This window comes from Paenibacillus sp. ALE2 (assembly GCF_054113385.1).
The window spans coordinates 428,294-448,489 of sequence record NZ_CM134213.1 but is presented as its reverse complement, the minus strand read 5'-3'; the positions used below and the strand labels follow the sequence as shown (position 1 = coordinate 448,489).

Annotated in this window: 20 protein-coding genes; 17 read left to right on the top strand and 3 right to left on the bottom strand. The window is 43.9% G+C overall.

All coding sequences use genetic code 11. The annotated features are described in order from the left end of the window. Positions 1-15: 15 nt before the first annotated feature. Positions 16-1,323: an MFS transporter gene (locus tag ACXHJ1_RS01850; RefSeq protein ID WP_457905498.1), complete on the top strand. Its 1,308-nt coding sequence runs from the start codon at positions 16-18 to the stop codon at positions 1,321-1,323. Positions 1,324-1,407: 84 nt separating this feature from the next. On the opposite strand, the gene ACXHJ1_RS01845 is transcribed toward ACXHJ1_RS01850, so the two are convergent. The 3 genes from ACXHJ1_RS01845 to ACXHJ1_RS01835 are packed head-to-tail and all read right to left on the bottom strand — an operon-like array spanning position 1,408 to position 3,985. After that, a complete protein-coding gene (locus tag ACXHJ1_RS01845; RefSeq protein ID WP_457905497.1) occupies positions 1,408-2,106 on the bottom strand; it encodes a hypothetical protein in 699 nt (232 codons plus the stop codon). A 35-nt stretch (positions 2,107-2,141) separates the two neighbouring features. Continuing rightward, on the bottom strand, positions 2,142-3,077 hold the full coding sequence (locus ACXHJ1_RS01840; RefSeq protein WP_017426299.1) for an ABC transporter permease: 936 nt from the start codon (positions 3,075-3,077) through the stop codon (positions 2,142-2,144). After that, positions 3,074-3,985, bottom strand: coding sequence for an ABC transporter ATP-binding protein (locus ACXHJ1_RS01835; RefSeq protein ID WP_017426300.1), 912 nt, complete (start codon positions 3,983-3,985; stop codon positions 3,074-3,076). Before ACXHJ1_RS01835 ends, ACXHJ1_RS01840 begins: the two co-directional genes overlap by 4 nt. A gap of 146 nt (positions 3,986-4,131) precedes the next feature. Here ACXHJ1_RS01835 and ACXHJ1_RS01830 point away from each other — a divergent pair, with 146 nt between their 5' ends. From ACXHJ1_RS01830 to ACXHJ1_RS01755, 16 genes are all read left to right on the top strand, one after another. Next, positions 4,132-5,916, top strand: a complete 1,785-nt coding sequence (locus ACXHJ1_RS01830; RefSeq protein ID WP_044786355.1) for a helix-turn-helix transcriptional regulator — start codon at positions 4,132-4,134, stop codon at positions 5,914-5,916. A gap of 490 nt (positions 5,917-6,406) precedes the next feature. Continuing rightward, positions 6,407-6,853 carry a tellurite resistance TerB family protein gene (locus ACXHJ1_RS01825; protein WP_017426302.1) on the top strand — a complete coding sequence of 149 codons (447 nt, stop codon included), beginning with the start codon at positions 6,407-6,409 and terminating at the stop codon, positions 6,851-6,853. Positions 6,854-6,881: 28 nt separating this feature from the next. Next, entirely contained in the window at positions 6,882-7,475 is a 594-nt protein-coding gene (locus tag ACXHJ1_RS01820; protein WP_017426303.1) for a TerD family protein, read from the top strand. A 47-nt stretch (positions 7,476-7,522) separates the two neighbouring features. Next, positions 7,523-8,098: a TerD family protein gene (locus ACXHJ1_RS01815; protein WP_016821472.1), complete on the top strand. Its 576-nt coding sequence runs from the start codon at positions 7,523-7,525 to the stop codon at positions 8,096-8,098. A 31-nt stretch (positions 8,099-8,129) separates the two neighbouring features. After that, positions 8,130-8,711 (top strand): TerD family protein, encoded by a 582-nt coding sequence (locus tag ACXHJ1_RS01810; protein ID WP_013369619.1) that lies wholly within the window; start codon positions 8,130-8,132, stop codon positions 8,709-8,711. Between the two features lie 102 nt (positions 8,712-8,813). Next, the gene (locus tag ACXHJ1_RS01805; protein WP_090888378.1) at positions 8,814-10,079 is read left to right on the top strand and encodes a TerD family protein; all 1,266 of its coding nucleotides are present in this window, start codon (positions 8,814-8,816) and stop codon (positions 10,077-10,079) included. 26 nt (positions 10,080-10,105) lie between these two features. Next, entirely contained in the window at positions 10,106-10,840 is a 735-nt protein-coding gene (locus ACXHJ1_RS01800) for a TerC family protein (protein ID WP_013369621.1), read from the top strand. A 167-nt stretch (positions 10,841-11,007) separates the two neighbouring features. Then, entirely contained in the window at positions 11,008-12,195 is a 1,188-nt protein-coding gene (locus ACXHJ1_RS01795; RefSeq protein WP_107734130.1) for an HpcH/HpaI aldolase/citrate lyase family protein, read from the top strand. 52 nt (positions 12,196-12,247) lie between these two features. After that, the gene (locus ACXHJ1_RS01790; protein ID WP_457906153.1) at positions 12,248-13,594 is read left to right on the top strand and encodes a phosphoribosyltransferase family protein; all 1,347 of its coding nucleotides are present in this window, start codon (positions 12,248-12,250) and stop codon (positions 13,592-13,594) included. Continuing rightward, complete coding sequence (locus ACXHJ1_RS01785) at positions 13,591-14,742, top strand: cysteine protease StiP family protein (protein WP_457905496.1); 1,152 nt, start codon at positions 13,591-13,593, stop codon at positions 14,740-14,742. The genes ACXHJ1_RS01790 and ACXHJ1_RS01785 overlap by 4 nt, the downstream gene beginning before the upstream one ends. Next, positions 14,739-15,566 (top strand): HAD family hydrolase, encoded by an 828-nt coding sequence (locus ACXHJ1_RS01780; RefSeq protein ID WP_457905495.1) that lies wholly within the window; start codon positions 14,739-14,741, stop codon positions 15,564-15,566. The genes ACXHJ1_RS01785 and ACXHJ1_RS01780 overlap by 4 nt, the downstream gene beginning before the upstream one ends. Positions 15,567-15,591: 25 nt before the next feature. After that, complete coding sequence (locus ACXHJ1_RS01775) at positions 15,592-16,623, top strand: ATP-grasp domain-containing protein (RefSeq protein ID WP_457905494.1); 1,032 nt, start codon at positions 15,592-15,594, stop codon at positions 16,621-16,623. A gap of 58 nt (positions 16,624-16,681) precedes the next feature. Then, the gene (locus ACXHJ1_RS01770; RefSeq protein WP_290408820.1) at positions 16,682-17,362 is read left to right on the top strand and encodes a hypothetical protein; all 681 of its coding nucleotides are present in this window, start codon (positions 16,682-16,684) and stop codon (positions 17,360-17,362) included. A gap of 96 nt (positions 17,363-17,458) precedes the next feature. After that, on the top strand, positions 17,459-18,559 hold the full coding sequence (locus tag ACXHJ1_RS01765) for a toxic anion resistance protein (protein ID WP_457905493.1): 1,101 nt from the start codon (positions 17,459-17,461) through the stop codon (positions 18,557-18,559). 340 nt (positions 18,560-18,899) lie between these two features. After that, entirely contained in the window at positions 18,900-19,448 is a 549-nt protein-coding gene (locus tag ACXHJ1_RS01760; RefSeq protein ID WP_457905492.1) for a hypothetical protein, read from the top strand. A gap of 43 nt (positions 19,449-19,491) precedes the next feature. Then, a complete protein-coding gene (locus tag ACXHJ1_RS01755) occupies positions 19,492-20,169 on the top strand; it encodes a vWA domain-containing protein (protein WP_457905491.1) in 678 nt (225 codons plus the stop codon). Positions 20,170-20,196 lie beyond the last annotated feature (27 nt).

The following is a 20,196-nucleotide window of genomic DNA, read 5'->3' as shown; positions in this document are numbered from 1 at the left end:
GAATAGGGGGATCTCATGAATCAGCCAAAGGAATTCTCGTTTTATGCTCGCCGGAATCTATTTATTTTTTCAGTAACCAGGCTTATATCGGAGCTAGGAAGTTCGATTTTTAAGTTTGCTTTAAGTCTATATATTTTGGATATCACCGGATCGGCCACTGTATTTTCAATGGTGTTAGGCTTGTCCATTCTGCCCGGAGTATTTGTCAATATTTTTGCAGGTGTAGTTATAGACCGGAGCAATAAGAAGAAAGTGCTTGTCATAACCGAAATATTAAGCGGAATAGCGCTACTAAACTTTTTACCCATTTTCTTGTTGGATTCAACCAATGTCATGTTGCTTGCCGTGTTCTCCGTTATATTAAGCCTTATTCAATCATTTACGTTCTTAACGCTGAACGCCTCAATTCCTAACTTAGTGGAAAGAGACAACGTTCATAGCGTAAACTCTTCCTATCAAAGTATAGGAGCAATCATAAATGTACTGGGCCCGATCCTGGGTGCAATTACTTATCGTGCTTGGGGCTTGGAAACGATTGTGATGATTAACGGAATAACATTTATTTCGGCTGGATTAATGCAACTATGGTTACAATTCAGGAAGTCTGATGAACAAACGGTATCCTCAAGTTATTTAGACAGCGTAAAAGACGTGTTTGCGTATATAAACAAGCAAAAAGCCATAATGTATTTACTTGTCATCTTTGTCGGTATCAATTTTATGCTCGCCCCATTAGTCCAGGTGGTACTGCCGTATGTGACTTATCAGGAACTTCAACTTTCAGCTCAGCAACTATCTGTTATTCAAGGAGCCTGGTTCGTAGGAGTCATTGCGGGAGCCATTGTGGTTTCACGTCGGAAAGTACATCAATTTGTTATTACCAAAATATTTATCCTGTTTCAGCTTCAAGCCATCTTATTCCTAACATGGTGTTTCCCATTATTGTTTCCCTCAACATCAGGAAGCCTGATACAGATGACGTTCATCTTCATTATGATTTTGGCAGTAACCGGATTTTTTAATTCAATGAGCAATGTTCCCATGATATCTTATGTGCAGCTGTATACTCCAGAACATATCAGAGCCGGGGTGTTTGGTGTAATCAGCTCGATCACTATGCTAGCAACTCCGCTCGGAATCGGGTTGTACGGAATACTATTGGATAGAATCCATTGGGTATACCTTCCTCTGGCATCGGGAATAGTTGCTCTGGTGATGGGGATCATGGCTCATAAGAACAAAGCATTACGTAACTTTTTCAGTCAAAATGCCGAACCAGTCCTTAATAGCGTAGGTGAAAAAGAACGAGTATCAGCATTATAAACTGAATTTCTGCTCATGATGATGTGATTGAAGGACCTGATGTTAATGGAAAGGCCAACTTAAGTTGGCCTTTTGGTCTTTCAGTTATTTTTTGCTTTGAGTCACTTTCCCCTTCACATCACCGATGCTTACTTTTCCATTGCCGCTCTGAATAATGACAACATCTTTTGCAACTTGATCAATATCCAGAGAGCCGTCACCTAACTCAATATATGCAGTACCCCCTATTTTATCTGCTTGAATATGTCCGTTTACATTTTCAATATTGACATCAGATGAGCTATTTTGAATAGTAATCCCACCATCTCTGTTGGTTAAATCAATGGCTCCACCGATTTCTTTAAGCGTGATATTACCATTTACATTTTCAATGCTTACATCCGAGGCTAAATTCGTTACTTGAATATCTCCATCTCTATGCGGATGTTTAATTTCTAGTTTCATTTTTTCCGGAATGGTTAGCTTGACATCAACTGTTTGGGGACCTGTTGACATGAATTGTCCCTCGAAAAAAGTATTAAGAGTAGCTATACCATCTTCTCCCTCCAGACTTAATTTTAGCTTATCCATGTTGCTGCCATTAGCAACGACACTGGCTTGTATTTTATCTGTATTCTTTTTTCCGACAACTTCAATTTGACCGTTGCTATTATCTAGAACTAAGCTGGAAATACCGGCAGATGATAATTCAAGTTCCTTGTTTAAAGATGTTGCAGGTTTGGATGAACAGGCTGCAATTAACAGTAACATTGAGATCATCACTAAAGTAGTGAGCCATTTCATTACAATCACTCCGTTTCAGAATAGTTAGTATAGATTTAGATTACATCCCGTTTTGTAAAAATAGGATATGAAACGAGATGCATAGCGACCAGATGAAGTAGAAGGAGGAACAGTGAGAAGCCCAAGGTCATTCCTTCCACTGGCGTCGTTCCAAAAAAATAAGGATTGAGATCTGTACTGGAAAACACAAAGTATTTTGTCCAAGGCCATCCATTCATGGTGATACTCAGGACGAATCCTGCTATAGCTGCCAGCATAGAGAACACAATAGAAAATGTAACACTGCGAAATGCTGCAGAAATCATAAATGCAAATGTCAACACGATAACCATAAAAGGTATATTAAATAAAAACCCTCCTAACAAGGCTTGAATCATATCTGCCTGCTGAATGGTTTGATCCTTGACGAAGAAGTAGGGATCGCCGATCCCCTTAAAGCCAAACATTAATCCACCGAAAAATATGGCAGCCAGAAAAGTAAGCAAAACCAAAAATATTCCAAACAAGAGAGTTGCAATATATTTAGAAAAATAAATTTTTGAGCGTGTAGCTGAACGTGTCAGTAAAAATTTGATTGTACCGGCAGAAAACTCAGAGGCTACAATATCGCCAGCCACGATAAGAGCTAAAAGAGAGATACCTACAATTAAATTTCTGGATTGGCTCACTGTAAAACTCCAAGCATTGGATTGAGGAGCGATGTTATGGTCCAAATAATACTGATTCATCAAAATTTTTTCTGCTGCCATTTTTTTCTCAATGGGTAGAGCGTCTGACTTTGCTGCATCTCTCGTTAGCTTTGAATTTTCATGCTGTAAGAGTGTTTTCCAGCCTTCATTGTACTCAGTCATACCAGAACTTTTTAAATTAGCCATCTGGATTAATACATACAAAATAAGCAGTATGATGATAAGCCAGGTACGTTTACGCTTATAAATCTTCATGTTTTCATTGCGAATTAACTGAATCACTTTTCAATTCCCCCTGTGATTTCAATGAATTTATCCTCTAGTGTCTGTTTCGTAATCTGAACGCTGTATATGTTCACCCCCGTATCCATAAGTTTCTTTGTAATACCCGGAATTTGATCCTTTGTAATGTCAACTTGTAGAGTTTGTTGATCTGCAATAATTTCTTTCCCCGCCAGCATGGACTGGAATACAGGAAGAGCCAATTCGGGTCTGTCTACTTCAAACCGAACAGGAGCAAGCCGATTATCCATCATCTCAGCTACATTATGGATACCAATCAGTTTTCCCTTATTTAAAATCGCTACCTGATCACACATCAGTTCCATTTCAGCCATAAGATGGCTAGAAATAAGAACACCAACGCCTTCTTTTTGAGACAGATTGATTAAATGTTCCCGAAGCTCTCTTATTCCTGCTGGGTCTAAACCATTGGTAGGCTCATCAAGCACAAGCAAGGAAGGTTTATGGGCCAGTACAACGGCTAATCCCAGTCGCTGCTTCATTCCTAGAGAGTAAGTTCCCACTTTCTTATCAATGCTGTCCTCAAGTCCGACGAGCGAGATTACTTCCTGAATACGTTCCGAAGAAACCCCTGGAGACATTCTTGAGAAATGAATCAGATTGTCATAGCCGGATAAATATTTGTACAGATCTGGATTTTCGACGATAACTCCAACATGTCTCATTGCCTTTTCGAAGGAGCGATCAATATCTTGGCCGTGGATAAATACCTGGCCTCCCGATTTTGAACTTAACCCCACGATCATCCGAATAGTGGTCGTCTTGCCCGCTCCATTTGGGCCAACAAGACCCATGATTTCCCCCGCCTTTACATCCAAGGACAATCCTTCAACAATGGTTTTCTTTCCAATCTTTTTACTTAAATTACGAATCTGTAATAGTGACAACAACGATTCCCTCCCCGCCAACAGTTTGATTGTCTATAAAGTATCAGGAGTGCAGTCATACTCCCTAGTGACAAAATGTCATGACCTTGTTATGATGTGAAAAGATTGAAAAAATTACCTTAATTTAAGAAGAATGGGGTACTTACATGCTTGGATGCAATATGCGCTGGTCTTGGCAGGAATGGATTGTTGCTGTATTCCGAATCTTGTGGTTGATTTGCTTTGTTTTGCTATCGTATCAAGACCGCCCATCTTTCCCTTTCACTGTTGTATTTATCTCTGTTCTCGTTTGCTATTCAATACCTTTGTTCATTGATCGAATTCATTACCGCTGGTATTTGTTGGCGGAAGTATTTCTAGTGGGTGGAATTTCTTTGCTATTTGCTCATCAATATGAGCTTGTCCGACTATTTCTGCCAGCTGTTTTTACGATTTCGTTTTATAGCCGTGGCCGTTCACATGCGGTAACTTTACCTCTTGCGTTGGTGATGTTTTGCCTGGGAGGAAGAGGGGCGTTTCATTGGACGATAGAAGACGTATTCCAGAACCTAGTGGATGCTTCGTTTGTATACGGTATTGGTTTCGGATTACAAATGGCATTTCGTTCTATAGATCGGATCAAACAAAAACTCGAATTAATAAAAAAGCAGTATCAAACCCTGGAGCAGTATTCAACTCAGGTCGAACAAATGACACTATTGGAAGAAAGATACCGCATGGCTCGCGAGCTGCATGACTCGATTGGCCATACATTCACTTCCATTATCTTAGGTATGGAAACATTACGTCCTTATATCTCTTCTGAAGAGGGGACTGAAAGATTGCAGTCTGTTCTTCAACTTGGTCGCACAGGGCTCGAAGATATCCGAAAGCAAGTTCATCAGATGGACCCTATGGAGGAAGATCCCTCATTGGATCTATCCTTGCTAAATATCATTAATGAATTCAAAAAGAATACTGCCATTCGTGTTGTGTTCAGAACGATGGGGGAGCCGCTTCCTGTCATAAAACAGTCAAAACTGACCTTGTACCGCTGTTTACAAGAATTATTGACTAATGCCAGCCGACATGGGCATGCCAATTCTATTCAGGTGCTTCTTCACTACGACCGTAACCAGATCATTTTGCAGGTGCAGGACAATGGGAAGGGAAGTGACGAAATTAAGTTCGGGTTTGGTCTTTCAGGAATGAAAGAGCGGCTTTCGTCTCTTCAAGGCAAGCTATACCTTCATTCCAAAGAAGGCGAAGGAACGATTGTGACCTGTTCTATACCATTGCTTCAGGATACAGATGTTAGTAATCCAGAGATCAAGGTATTGTTGGTGGATGATCAATTACTCATTCGGGACAGTTTAGGCCTGTTGCTCAAAAACGAACCTGACTTTCGAATTCAAACGGCGGAAGACGGAAACGTTGCTGTAGATCAATGTGCCAGCGACCCGCCAGACGTTGTATTAATGGATGTACATATGCCCCAGATGGACGGTATTACTGCGACGAAGCTAATTAAAGAAAGCTGGCCTAACATACGTGTAATTATGATCACCACCTTTGATGACATTTCGTATGCTACGAAATCACTTGCTTTGGGTGCTGAAGGTTATGTACTAAAATCAATTGATCCAAGAGAGCTGGCTAATACGATACGGCTAGTGCATCACGGAGGAACGATGATAACCCAAGAAGTAGCAAGTACATTGTTTCAGCAAATGACAGGGACGATGAAGAATCCTTATGGACTGACAGAGCGGGAGTTGGAAATTCTACATTGTTTAACTGAAGGACACCGTTATAAAGCAATTGCAAGCAAGGTTCACTTGTCTGAAGGAACGGTTCGAAACTATATTTCGACCATATACTCAAAAATGCAAGTGCAAAGCCGTGACGAAGCAATTGAAAAAGCTAAAACAGAGTTGCTTACAGACTATTAATAAAATGCAAGATGGGTAGACTGCGTGTGTCACTTGTTTAAACAACGTGAAAGAGATATCCTACATTAGACAGAGGTTTTCAGCTTCGGAATTAAAAGAGTAGCTATATACGACCGAACCTAATAGATTGAAGTGAAAATAGCGTCGTCCTAAATTTGGTCGACGCTATTTTTGTATGCTGTGATCCGCAAGTATGTGCAACGTTTACCTTAGCAAAACCGTATATGTAAAATAGCAACTGTATTTTGTTGCATATCCATAGAAGTCTACCATTCTACAAACTTGCATTTGCGCTATCAAATGGGTGATAATGGAAGAGATACTTTCGACAGAAAATAGGGCTAAAGATAGAGAGGATACCTACAAAAGGTAGATCGGATTTACCGCATTTTTGTATATTATTGTAGAATAAGATCGTAATTCAGGTTATAGTAAAGGAAGAAATTAACTAGGATAGATTATACCCAAATACGTAATTGTGGAGGGAAATATGAGTACATTTAAAAATTGGTTGAATACAACTAAAAAAGGACTGGGCGACCAGGTTAAGAAATTTAAGAACAAAGATTTTATGGAAGCTGTTGTTGCAGGTTGTGCATTAGTGGCATTTGCCGACGGTACTATTAGTCCGGAAGAAAAAACAAAAATGGCCGGATACATAAATATCAGTGAGGAATTGAAAGTGTTTGATATGGGTGAGGTCATCAACCGTTTCAATCACTATGTAGCAAACTTTGAATTTTCACCTGAAATCGGCAAACAGGAAGCATTGAAAGCGATTAGTAAATTGAAAGGCAAGCCTGAAGTAGGTCGACTTGTCGTCGGCGTATGCAGTGCGATTGGTGCAGCTGACGGTGACTTTGATGCCAATGAGCAACGGATTGTTGCTGAGATTTGTGGTGCGCTTGGTTTGAATCCGTCTGAATTTAGTCTGTAAATTTTATGGAAGGGAGGTGTGTTAATCAGTGGCTGTAATTAATCTGGTCAAGGGCCAGAAAATTGATTTGACCAAGGGAAACACAGGACTAACCAAGGTTATAGCCGGATTGGGATGGGATCCCGTGCAGTCCAAAGGATTTTTTGGTTTCAAGAAGCAACCCAATATTGATTGTGATGCTTCTGCCATTTTGCTGGATGCCAACGGGAAACTAACTCAATCTGACAATGTAGTATGCTTCCATAATAAAAAAAGCCCGTGCGGCTCAGTCGTGCATTCCGGTGATAATCTGACCGGAGAAGGTGACGGCGATGATGAACAAATTATGATTGACCTGGCACGGATTCCGGCCAATGTCGATAAAGTGCTTGTTGTTGTGAATATATATGATTGCGTAAACCGGAAACAGGATTTCGGCATGATCGAGAAAGCGTATATCCGCATTCTGGACGGTGCTAATTCTAAGGAACTGGTGACGTTTAATTTATCTGATAATTTTGAGGGAATGACTGCACTGATCTGCGGAGAGCTCTATCGCCATAACGACGAATGGAAGTTTGCTGCAATCGGTGCAGGCACCCATGCCGTACATATTGATGTGCTGGCTCAGCGTTATATGTAATTTTAGATTGCTCATACAAAAACTAATGAGAAACGGGGTACTTACTCATGGCAATTAACTTATCTAAAGGTCAAAAAATCGATTTGACGAAAACAAACCCAGGCTTGTCCAAAATCACGGTTGGTCTCGGCTGGGACACCAATAAGTACGATGGCGGTAAAGATTTTGACTTGGACGTATCCGTATTTTTGGCGAATGCGGACGGCAAAGTGGAAACGGAAAAGAACTTCGTCTTCTTTAATAATCCACAAAACGAGAACGGTTCTGTCGTTCATACCGGAGATAACCGCACAGGTGAAGGTGACGGAGATGACGAGCAAATTAAAGTTGATCTGAGCAATGTACCTGCTAACGTAGAAAAAATCGCTTTTACGATTACGATCTATGATGCACAAGAACGCAGCCAAAACTTTGGACAAGTGTCCCGTGCCTACGCACGTATCGTAAATGAGGCAAACAATGAAGAATTGGTTCGCTTTGATCTGGGAGAAGATTTTTCGATCGAAACAGGCGTCGTGGTAGGCGAGCTGTATCGCCATAGCGGTGAGTGGAAGTTCAATGCCATTGGCAGCGGTTACCAGGATGGTCTTGCAGGCTTGACACGTGATTACGGCTTAGCTTAAAAAATCTACACAAAGAAGGCAGGTATGCAGTATGACGATTAGTCTTTCCAAAGGACAACGCATTGATCTGACCAAAACGAATCCAGGCTTGACTCGTGTTGTCGTAGGTCTTGGCTGGGATACCAATAAATATAGTGGCGGCGCAGAATTTGACTTGGATGCTTCGGCTTTCCTGCTATATGAGGACGGTAAAGCGAAGGCAGCTGACGATTTTGTATTCTACAATAACCCAACAGGTGGAGCGGGTGCTGTTACTCATACAGGCGATAACCGCACAGGTGAGGGCGACGGGGATGACGAGCAAATTATTATTGATTTTGCAAAGATTCCTGCAAATATCCATCGTATCGGAATTACAGTTACGATTTATGACTATGAGGCACGTGCGCAAAACTTTGGACAAGTGTCCAATGCCTTTGTACGTGTGGTAGATGCGGCAACGGATCGTGAAGTGTTGCGCTACGATTTGGGAGAGGATTTCTCCACCGAAACAGCTGTGGTATTCTGTGAATTTTACCGTCACAATGCAGACTGGAAATTCCAGGCTATCGGTAGTGGTTTTGCTGGTGGATTGGGTGCGCTTGCTAAAAACTATGGCTTGGACGCTCAATAATATCCACATGGGGGTGGTGTCCAAAGGGCGCTACCCCTTTCTTTTTAAGCCATTGAAGAACGTACGCTGAACACGACAAACGGACAGAAAGGTGACACAATCATGGCTGTTATCGTAGTAAAGGGGCAGAAGGTGGATTTGACCAAAACGAATCCGGGCCTGAGCCATGTCAACATAGGGATCGGTTGGGAGTCCTCAGCGGCTCTGGAACTTGATACTTCTGCATTTTTGCTGGGCCCTGGAGGGAAAGTATCAGGCGATGAGGATCTGATCTTTTACAATAATCCGACTACACCTTTTATCACCTATTCAGATGGACAACAGTTTGGTGACAAGAAACAATTTTCCCTGGACCTAACCAGAATACCTTCACATATCGAGAAGATTGCGTTTACGCTGACCATTTATGATGCGGATCAGAAACGGCAAAATTTTGGACAGGTTCAAGGCGGATTTATACGTTTTGCTCATCCGATAAGTGGAGAGGTTTTACGATTTAATTTGGATAGTGGCTTTACAGTCGAGACGGCCATTGTAATAGGCGAGCTGTACCGCCATAACGGTGAATGGAAATTTAATGCGATAGGCGCAGGTTTTTCTGGTGGATTGGATGCGTTGTGTGAAAATTTCGGCATTGAAGTGGAAAATAATCCGGCTCCTCCGGTGCCAGTGCCTACACCACCTCCAGCGCCTCGGCCAGCACCCACACCGCCACCTGCACCCCCTGTTCCAAAACCAGAGCCATCAGCAACTCCGGTGAATCTGAATCTGCGGAAAATTGAGCTGAAGAAAAAGGGCGATACCATTAACCTGAAAAAGGGCTCAGGCGGATTAGGTGAAATCCTAATCAATCTGAACTGGAATCAGGTACAGCAGAGCAAGGGCTTTTTCAGTCGTGGCTCCAAGGGTGTTGATCTGGACCTGGGCTGCTTGTATGAGATGAAGAACGGGGATAAAGGTGTCGTTCAGGCGCTTGGGGAAGTTTTCGGTTCTCTAAATCGCTTCCCGTACATTGCTCTGGATGGTGACGACCGTACGGGCTCTGTGAAAACAGGGGAAAATCTCCGTATTAATGGGGCTAAAATTTCTGAAATTAAGCGAATTTTGGTGTTTACCTTCATTTATGAAGGAGTCACGAACTGGTCACAAGCAGACGGGGTAGTCACGCTGTACCAGAAGGACGGGCCAGACATTATCGTTCATATGAATGAACATGACAATCGCAAAGGGATGTGTGCGATTGCAATGATCCAAAATGTGAACGATGAAACGTTTAGTATTGAGAGACTCGTACAGTTTTATGGCGGTCATCGTGAAATGGATCAGGCATATAACTGGGGCATGCGCTGGACGCAGGGTAGTAAATAAATTGAATTATCGGAGGCACTCTTTTCATGTTGAATGATTTATTTAAAAATATCAGCGAGAACTACGGGCATTTCTTTTCATGGAGTGATGTGGTAGGTACGCTTACTGACCCGGTGAGTTGGGGGATTATTGGAACTCTCATTTTGCTGGAAGGTCTTTTGTCGGCGGATAACGCCTTGGTTCTCGCAGTTATGGTTAAGCATTTACCAAAAGAGCAGCAGAAGAGAGCCTTATTTTACGGGATTTTAGGTGCGTATATATTCAGGTTTCTGGCCATCGGCTTGGGTACCTTCCTGATTAAGTTCACGCTGATTAAGGTACTGGGTGCGGCTTATCTGCTCTACATCGCTTACAAGGGCTTATTCAAGTCCGAGGGTGATGGAGAAGTGAAAAACAAACCTACTTCTTTCTGGAAAACCGTATTAATGGTCGAACTGATGGATATTGCCTTCAGTATTGACAGTGTCATTGCCGCTTTTGGTGTGAGCGAGAAAGTATGGGTTCTGTTCCTGGGTGGTATACTCGGCGTTCTGATGATGCGTGGTGTTGCACAAGTGTTCCTCAAGCTCATTGATAAATTTCCGGAACTGGAACAGACAGCCTTTATTATGATCGCCATTATTGGGGGTAAAATGTTGGCTGCTGCTTTTGGCTTTCACATGTCGCAAGTATTATTCTTCGGCATTTTGATTGCCGTCTTTGTAGGCACAATGATTCTTAGCTCGGCGAAAAGAAAGAAAAAGGCCGACAAAGAGGCTTAATGTACAAAGTATAGCGAAATCCCTCCTGAAACTAAGGGGGGATTTCTTTTATACCCGAGGCACAGGGCTTCAGTCAGGCGAGATAGAGCAAGAGGAGGGGAAGGGCCCTGAAATATTTTAATGATTTAACCTCTGAGGAAGTAGAAGCGATCTTCTGTACTCCACCGATGGAGTTTCATAACCGTTCACCCAAAAATATATTGGCTTATGCCATAGGAGCGGCTTTGTACATGCCGGCAACCCGCTCGGAGGTAGCGGAAGAGATCAAAAATGGAAAGCATGAAGGACTAACCACAGTCATTCTGGATTTGGAGGATGCTATAGGGGATCAGCAGGTCGGACAGGCCGAAGAATCGCTGGCACAGCAACTGCTTCAACTATTGTCCTATGTACGAACAGGGATGATGAGTGAACAGCAATTACCTTTGCTGTTTGTACGTGTGCGCTCTGTGGAGCAGCTGGAACGACTGCTGAACAGTTTGGGAGAAACCCTGGCGCTGCTCACGGGCTTTGTCCTCCCCAAGTTCTCTTCTGATAATGGACGGGCGTATTTTGCACTCATTGCTGAATATAACCGGACTATGCATACAGGGGCAGGAGACGCAAGCCGTACGCCTGTGTTGTATGGATTGCCGATTCTCGAAAGCTCTAAAATTATTTATCGGGAAACTCGTTGGAAAGAACTGCTGGCGATTAAAGAAATTTTGGATGAGGTTCAGGAATATGTGCTGAATGTACGAATTGGGGCCACCGATTTCTCCAGTCTGTATGGGCTGAGACGCAGCCCGGATATTACGATTTATGAAATTGCCGTCATTCGGGATTGCATCGCAGATATTATTAACTTGTTCGGACGCGTGGACTCGGACTATGTCGTTTCCGGTCCTGTATGGGAGTATTTCTCTCACCGAGAACGTATCTTTAAACCTCAATTAAGAGTATCGCCCTTCGAAGACGCATTTGGGAAGCCGGGACGCTACTTGCGAATGGACTTCATCTCAGATGCAGTGGACGGACTGATTCGCGAAGTCATGATGGATAAAGAGAATGGGATTATTGGCAAAACGATCATTCATCCGTCCCACATTAAGCCGGTACAGGCCATGTATGCGGTGACCCATGAAGAGTATATGGATGCACTTGAAATTGTTGAACGTAACGACGGTAGCCTAGGTGTATTCAAGAGCACCTATGCCAACAAAATGAATGAAATTAAGCCTCATTTGAATTGGGCTTATCGTATTATAAATAGATCTAAAGTATACGGGGTGTTACATGAACAACAACATTTTGTCAGTCTCTTACCCAACCACGAAAACACATCTGCTGCCAATTCTGGAGCAGTTCAGCGTTAAAATTACGGAGACTCATAACTCATTCCGTCTTCCTGTGGACAAGCTGTTTGCAATGGCGGCACGGGTCAACAAAAAGCGTTCGTTTTTGTTTGTCAGCAAGGTGCTGGGCAAGCATATTCCGGTAAATCCATACACCTCTCTGTTAAGTGGGGCGGCCCTGGCGATCCTGCTATATAAAGAGCTTGTCCCACAGTCAGGACAACAGATGGATAAGCTGATTGGAGAGGCCGTGAGAGGACTCCTTGACCCGAATTATGCAAAAGAGGCCTATCAAAAGCTGATGGATGAGCGATTGGCTTTTTCTTTTCCAGAACCGATTAAATTTGTTGGTTTTGCCGAGACGGCTACAGCACTGGGGCACAGCATGTATCGGTTGTTTGATGGCGGTGCCACGTATATTCATACGACACGCGAGGATATTCCGGGCCTTCGGCCTATTATTCGGTTTGAAGAAGAGCATTCTCATGCTGTTGATCATCGTTGTTATGCACTGAATGAGGATGCTTTTGCCGGAGATGGACCCATTGTGCTGGTAGATGATGAGATTACGACGGGAAAAACAACGCTTAATATTATACGGGATATTCAGGAACATTTTCCGCGCAAACAGTATGTGATAGCTTCGTTATTGGACTGGCGGACAGACAGCGACGAGCGAGCTTTTGCCGATCTGGAAGCAGAGCTAGATATTAGGATTACGCCTCTAAGTTTGCTCAAAGGAAAGATAGAAATACAGGGAACACCGATACTGGATCACGCAGAATATGCCGGACAGACCGGGAACGTAGAGCATGCAGCCACTAGCACCGCAGAGGTTAATAAAGATTTGTCTGGAACAATTGCCCGCTGTTTTGAAGAGGATGCTTCCGCTTTTGAGCGGATATCACATACCTCCATATCTACCGACGGATACGCCAATACAGCTCCTTATCTTAAATATACTGGCCGTTTTGGTCTACAATCCGCCGACAATCCAGCGCTGGATGCAGAAATCGCGTACACAGCTGAACGACTGAACCAACTTCGTTCAGGACAACGAACACTGGTAATGGGTACGGGGGAATTCATGTACATTCCAATGCGGATTGCAGCGGAGTTAGGCCCGAACGTATATTATCAGTCCACCACACGCAGCCCGGTGTATCCCCATAGAGAAGAAGGGTATGGCGTCGCAAGTGGCGTGACCTATCCCTCACCTGAGGACAGTGCGGTACGCAATTTTATTTATAATGTAGAGCCAGGTCAGTATGACGAAATATTCGTTTTGCTGGAAAGAGAGTCGGACCCAGAGCGAATGAAGCCCATGTTGGAGGCATTGAGCCGTCTGGGCTGTGATAAAGTGCATGTCGTTTATTTTAATGGTTTAACTAGGCAGGAGAGTAAAGGAGCGCGGATATGAAGCAAGCACTTATGGAGCAAATACAGCAGAAGAACATTCATCCGCCCGTACCGCTAGGCAGTTATCCTGCCTCGGATGTCACCTTTTTATTAAAGGATTTGAGCCGGGTTGCGTTGGAAAAAGGGACGGAGGATCGGGAAGAAGCGATACAGTCGGGTGTCCATTATTCAGAAATGCTGCCAGTGGAATATCAGCCCACAGCAGAGTATATTGGATTGTTTCACGACACGCTTGCCCAATCTGCCGAAAAGGTTGCATTAGCGGCAGCTTCTGTGGCTGAGATGATTGTGAGAAAAAGAGGCCTAAACACGGCGATTGTTTCTCTTGCCAGAGCAGGGACGCCTATTGGTATCCTGATCAAGCGTTATATTGACTGGAAATATGGCGTATCCTTGCCGCATTACAGTATTTCTATTATTCGTGGCAAAGGCATTGACCGGAATGCTATTTTGTACATTCTACAGCAGCATGGGCTGGGGATTGAACTTCAGTTTGTCGATGGCTGGACGGGGAAAGGCGCCATTCGTCAGGTGTTGATCGAGGCCTGCCGTGAGATGAATGCAGATTACGGGCTGCGCCTAAATGATGATCTGGCGGTGCTGGCCGATCCGGGCAGCTGCTCGGAGACCTTTGGTACACGAGAAGATTATTTAATCCCGAGCGCTTGTCTGAATTCAACCGTATCAGGTCTGATGAGCCGGACGGTATTACGCGATGATCTGATAGGTCCGGACGATTTTCATGGGGCTAAATTTTATGAATCCTGGCGGTCGGTGGATCAATCCAATACGTTTGTGGATACGGTGTCCGGTTATTTTCAAGCCGTGGCTAAAACGGCGGCTGCCTATGCGGAACAGATGACATTGAATCCGCCTGCCGTGACGTGGCAGGGCTTACGGGATATTGAGGCGATTCAGCAGGCATTTGGGATTCGGGATATTAATCTGGTCAAGCCGGGAGTGGGGGAGACGACTCGCGTACTGCTCCGCAGGGTGCCATGGAAAATTCTGATTGACCGTGAAGATAATCCGAATCTTCAGCATATTATGCTGCTGGCCAAGGATCGTGGAGTGCCTGTTGAGGTATTTGAAGGATTGACCTATTCCTGTTGCGGAATCATCAAACCGCTCAAGGGGGGACAGGAATGATCTACGCCAGTGACCTGGATCAGACGCTGATTTACTCCAAACGCTCGCTTGGCGTGCCGCTGGAGTCCCCTGGTCTGTTGCCTGCGGAACAGATCGATGGGGCGACGTCGGCCTTTATTTCTGCACAAGCTTTGCAATGGCTCAAGACACTACCGGCAGATGTCATGTTTATGCCTGTGACGACCCGGACCATGGAACAGTATAGACGAATCACCGTGTTTCAGACGGAGCTGGTTCCCGCATATGCCGTGACGAGTAATGGCGGAAACATCATCGTCGGAGGCGAGGTGGACCGAGAGTGGAATCGACGTATTCACGAACAAGTACGCCGCGATGGTGCTCATGCGGAAGAGGCACGCCAGGTGTTCGGACAGGTTCTTCATGAAGACTGGGTCGTAAACGAGCGTTTTTGCGATGAACTATTTTATGCTTTTGTAATTGAACGGGATCGGATGCCGCTGGAACAGGTGCTGGAGAAGGCGCGGATGATGCATGAAATGGGCTGGGAGGTATCCATTCAAGGGCGCAAAGTATATCTGGTGCCTGCGGCCGTGAATAAACAGGCAGCCGTGGCGCATATCCGTAACCTCACCAATGGGGGAGCTGTGGTTGCATCCGGTGACTCTTTACTGGACCGTTGTCTGCTGGATTATGCCGACTATGCGATTGCCCCGCGTCATGGTGAATTGTACCGGGAACAGCTGCGGGATAAGCTAGAGGTCAATTACCGATTTACGGAAGTGTCGGGGGTTTATGCAGCAAATGAAATTATGGAATATGTCTATGAGGTACACGGGAGCATGTCAGCGTCTCGTACTTCATGACTAAAATAATAGGGGACGTGGCGTTGTGAAGAAGGTCAAAGTGTATTTTAACCGCTGGTTTTCGGTGGTGTATCATTATATGAATGCTATACGCAACAATGAGGACGGTATTCCGTTCGAGATCTATGCCACACACTCTGATCCGCAGCACATGGCACTGCAGGCCAGTGATGTAGCTGAAGTAGAGCCGCGCACGAGCGGTGTGGAGTATGCACAGTTTTGTGCTGATTTTTGCAGACGCCATGAAATTGATATCTTTATTCCACGGTGGAATATGCTCGATATTAGCAAGCATCTTTATTTGTTCGACGATATTGGTACAGAAGTAATGGTGTGCCGGGATACCGAACTGCTGGAGCAATTGATGGAGAAGGATCTTTTTTATGAATCTATTCGTCAAAAGGATATTGTCACCATTCCCGATTATGCCATTGCCAGTAATGCCGAGCAGTTTAAACAGGCTTACGAGTCATTAATGGCGCTTGGGCATAAGGTGTGTTTCAAGCCATGTAATGCGGAAGGGGGGATGGGCTTTCGTATCATTGATAATGAACGTGATCCGCTGGAGGAACTGTTCGGCCATGCGCTGAATCATATTTCGTTCGCAGAAGCATATCGCGTATTGTCTTCCACAGAGACGTTTCCCAATTTGATGGTGATGGAACTGCTGGAGGGATACGAATACAGTATCGACTGCTTGGCTGACCGAAACGGAAAATTGTTAGCAGCTGTTCCGCGTAGGAAGGCAGGAGGACGATTACGGCTGCTGGAGCAGCATCCTGAGCTGTTGAAGGTGGCAGAGAAGGTCGCTGAGGCGTATCACATTCCGTACAATTATAACATTCAAGTGAAATATAACGGCGAGCAGGCCAAGTTGCTAGAGATCAATCCGCGGATGTCTGGAGGACTTCATGTATCGTGCTTGTCTGGTATCAATTTTCCTTACCTGGCGGTGAAATCGGCTTTGGGTTATGAAATCGGTTCACTACACCCGCAATACGACATTCTAGCCAGTCACATCGAGCAGCCAATCACGATACGCAAATCCTTACATTGACATAGGCAAATATTGTTTTCTACAATATGGTAAGGGTTTACGTCAGGAGGTATAAGCTATGACTTCTAAAATGTGGGGTGCCACGATTGCTGTGGTCAGCTACCTGATTGCGCTTTTACTAAGTTATTGGTTGCCGTTGTTTGTGTGTCTGGCAATCCCGATCATTTGTATCGGAGGATACAGTGCTGTCATGGCTGTTCGCCATCCTCGTCCTAATCTGACCGGTTCCGTGATTCCGGTGATGCAGGAGCAGGCTGATCAGGCACAGCAACATGAAAAGGAAACTACCGCTCTGCGAGAGTCTATCACAGGACAAGCACGTTTGCCGGATCAGGTGAGCAGTGAATTTGCTCAGGTCATGGAGTATTTGGAAGTACTGGAGGATATGGTGATCTCCGAGGGACAGAAAGATGCGCTTGATAACGAGATTGTCGAGAAGGCGCTGGCTCTATTTGCACGTTTGCAGCGGGTCATCCCGCTTTTGCATGAATTGAACAATAGTGAAGTGAATCACACGGTTCGGAGATTGATTTTGAAGGACTTGAATGGACTGATTAACCCGTTTCTTCGTCTCAGTGGCGACGCGAAACGGACCAACCGCAGGACGCTACTAAACGGATTGCGAGATGTAGATAGCAAAATATCTGTAATTGTATCCACGGTGGAGCATAAGGACCTAATGGAATTACAGAGCAAAGCAGAGCTTATTCACCAGCGGTACAGCAGCTCCGAATTGTAGGTTATTTTAATAGAATACAAAATCAGCAGCATAGCTGCTCTGAAAAACACTATTAGCCTTGGGCAACAGTTGTTTTCAGAATAGGAGGTTAGCATCATGGCGACCCCATGGGCTGAATTGAAAAAAGAAGATGAACAAAAGGTGACTGAGGAGGCTTCACAGCTGATTCAAAAGGTATCGCAAAGCGATGTTATGAGTCTGGATACCTTAATGAATGACATTGGCAAGCTGGGGGTTAAAACGCAGGAACGGGCGGGACAAACCCTTAAAATGTTGGATCGTCCGGTAAACGACCTCATGTCCGGTGATCGGGCTGAGGTTTCAAATATGATCTTAAAACTCCGGGATGAATGCGAAACGCTCCAGCAGAGTAAAGATGTAGGTTTTTTTGGCAAGCTCCTGCGTAAAAGCCCGTTGAAAAACTATATCTACAAGTATCAGTCGGTGAAGACGAACATCGAGAAAATCATTACTGCCTTGAGAGATGGCAAGGATAATCTGGAAGAGAATATCGTCAGCATGAGACAGTTGAAGAAGGCTTCCATTGAAGAAATCTACAATTTACAGACGAAAATTGCCTTTGGTAATCGCTTGAAAGAGCTGTTCGAAACCGAGATTGCCAAGCCGGAAAATGAAAATCGTAAGCCTCATCTGGAGCGGGGATTGCGCAAAGTGGTTACTCGCACACAGTCGATGACTGAAATGATTTTGTTATACAATCAGGCGATTGCAGCAACGGATATTATTAATGATAACAATGATAAACTGATTGATTCTGTTAATAATGCGATTGATAAAACATCGAATCTGATCACCGTATCGGCTATGATCGCGATGGCACTGGCGGACCAAGATAAAATTATTTCAGCCGTTGATGCGACTAACCGTACGATTGAGGATCAATTCAAGGAAAATGCGAAGCTTCTCAAAACGACGACCGAGAGAACTACGGATTTGCTTAGCAAGCCTTCTATGTCATTGGAGGCTGTGAATCAGGCGATTGGTGATTTGGTATCTGCTTTGGATCTGTCTGAAAAATCGAACCGTCGAATTATTGAAAGTTGCCACGATTATACAAGTAAAATGACAGCAATCAATGCCAATCTTAGCCAGCGTTTGGGCATCGAAGGGAAAGAACAATCCAAACCACTGAAGGATAACCATTCTTCTGAGGGACTAAGTTCGTTTTTGAACTGATAACTAATATTCAATAACACAATAATCTATGAAAAAAGACGCCAGGGTGATTCCAAAAGGCGTCTTTCTTTGGTTTGGCAGCGGAGCATAAAGGACATGATGAACATATATAGCATTCTCGTGCATAAACTCTTACAAAAGTGAAATGACAAAGGAGAGAATGAGCGTATGATGTCCTTTATTTTGGGGTGTGTGATTGTCTTTTTACTCGTGGCTGCCAGTAGCGAAAAAGCAGACTCTATTGTGGAGTTAAATGAAACTGTGAAATAAAATTTTTTATTGAAAATCATGCATTTTCTGATAGGATAGAGTTAAATATTGGAATCCCAAAGGAGAATGCATGCTGGAATTTTCATTTGAAATCATCGATGAATCGAAAATCAACATTGTATATCAGTATGGGAGCAGCAGCTTCAATTTTAATTTATTTTTTAACTACGGTGTGTGGACGCTACATCCCTTTGATGGGATTCTGCTGCAAAACAAGGAAATGTGCCGTCTGATCGTTACGGATTTGTTTAAGAATAAAGATTTTCATGTCATGCTGGCACGTGAAAATATTTTATTGTCAACCCTGCGTACCTCTATTGATCTCAATCCCGAAACTCGGGGAGAGCGATATCAGGAACAGGATTTTGATGAGCTGTCTGAATTTTCTGAGACACACAGCTTTGAAGATGTGCTGCAAATCGAACAGGATTCCATCCGCGAGCGTATGGATTTTTTCCAAAACATTATCCAAAGGATGTATATGGAAGGATTCGGTCCGGAAGACAATGATTTTAACAAGGTGCAAGCGATTCTCCGCATTTATAAGGCTGCACATGACCAACTCGGAGAATTGAGCGACTTTCCTCTAAGTGGCGACGAGCGACGACGCAGATGGTAGATTAAATGGACTAGTGAAAACAGCATAGAGGAGCGTGGGGAACATGAGCGGTATTTCTTTACTTAAAAAGAATGCTCAATTGGTACTGACTAAAAAGAATCTAACGAATGTGACCGCGAGAGTTGGATTAGTGCTCGATATTTCAGGATCTATGAGAAGTTTGTACAAAAATGGGATCGTTCAAAAAGTGTTGGAGCGAATTGTTGCTGTAGCGAGTTCTTTGGATGATGATGGTGTACTGGATGTGTGGGTCTATGATCACCGTTTTTCACGGTTGCCATCCGTTACCGAAAATGACGTTGACAACTATGTGGAAAAACATATTTTGTCCAATGATTATTTACCCAAGTTTGGTCGAAATGATGAGCCTCCAGTGATGCGCGATGTCATCACCAAGTACACCAAGGAAGAACCCTCTTCCGATCCGGCTTTTGTTATTTTTATTAATGATGGCGGTGTGAAGCGTGGTAAAGGAGACAATATTGACAACGCGGTCATTGATTCATCAGGAGAGCCAATTTTCTGGCAATTTATCGGTGTGGGTGAATCTGATTTTGGTGTGTTAAAGAAGCTCGACAACATAGAAGGTCGTGTGGTAGATAATGCCAATTTCTTTCAAATACAAGATATCGAATCTATGGAAGACAATCAATTGTACGAATTATTGCTTAACGAGTTCCCGTCATGGCTGCAAGAAGCGAAGGAAAAGCATATTTATTAAAATAAAAAAGAGAGAGTCCCATGAATA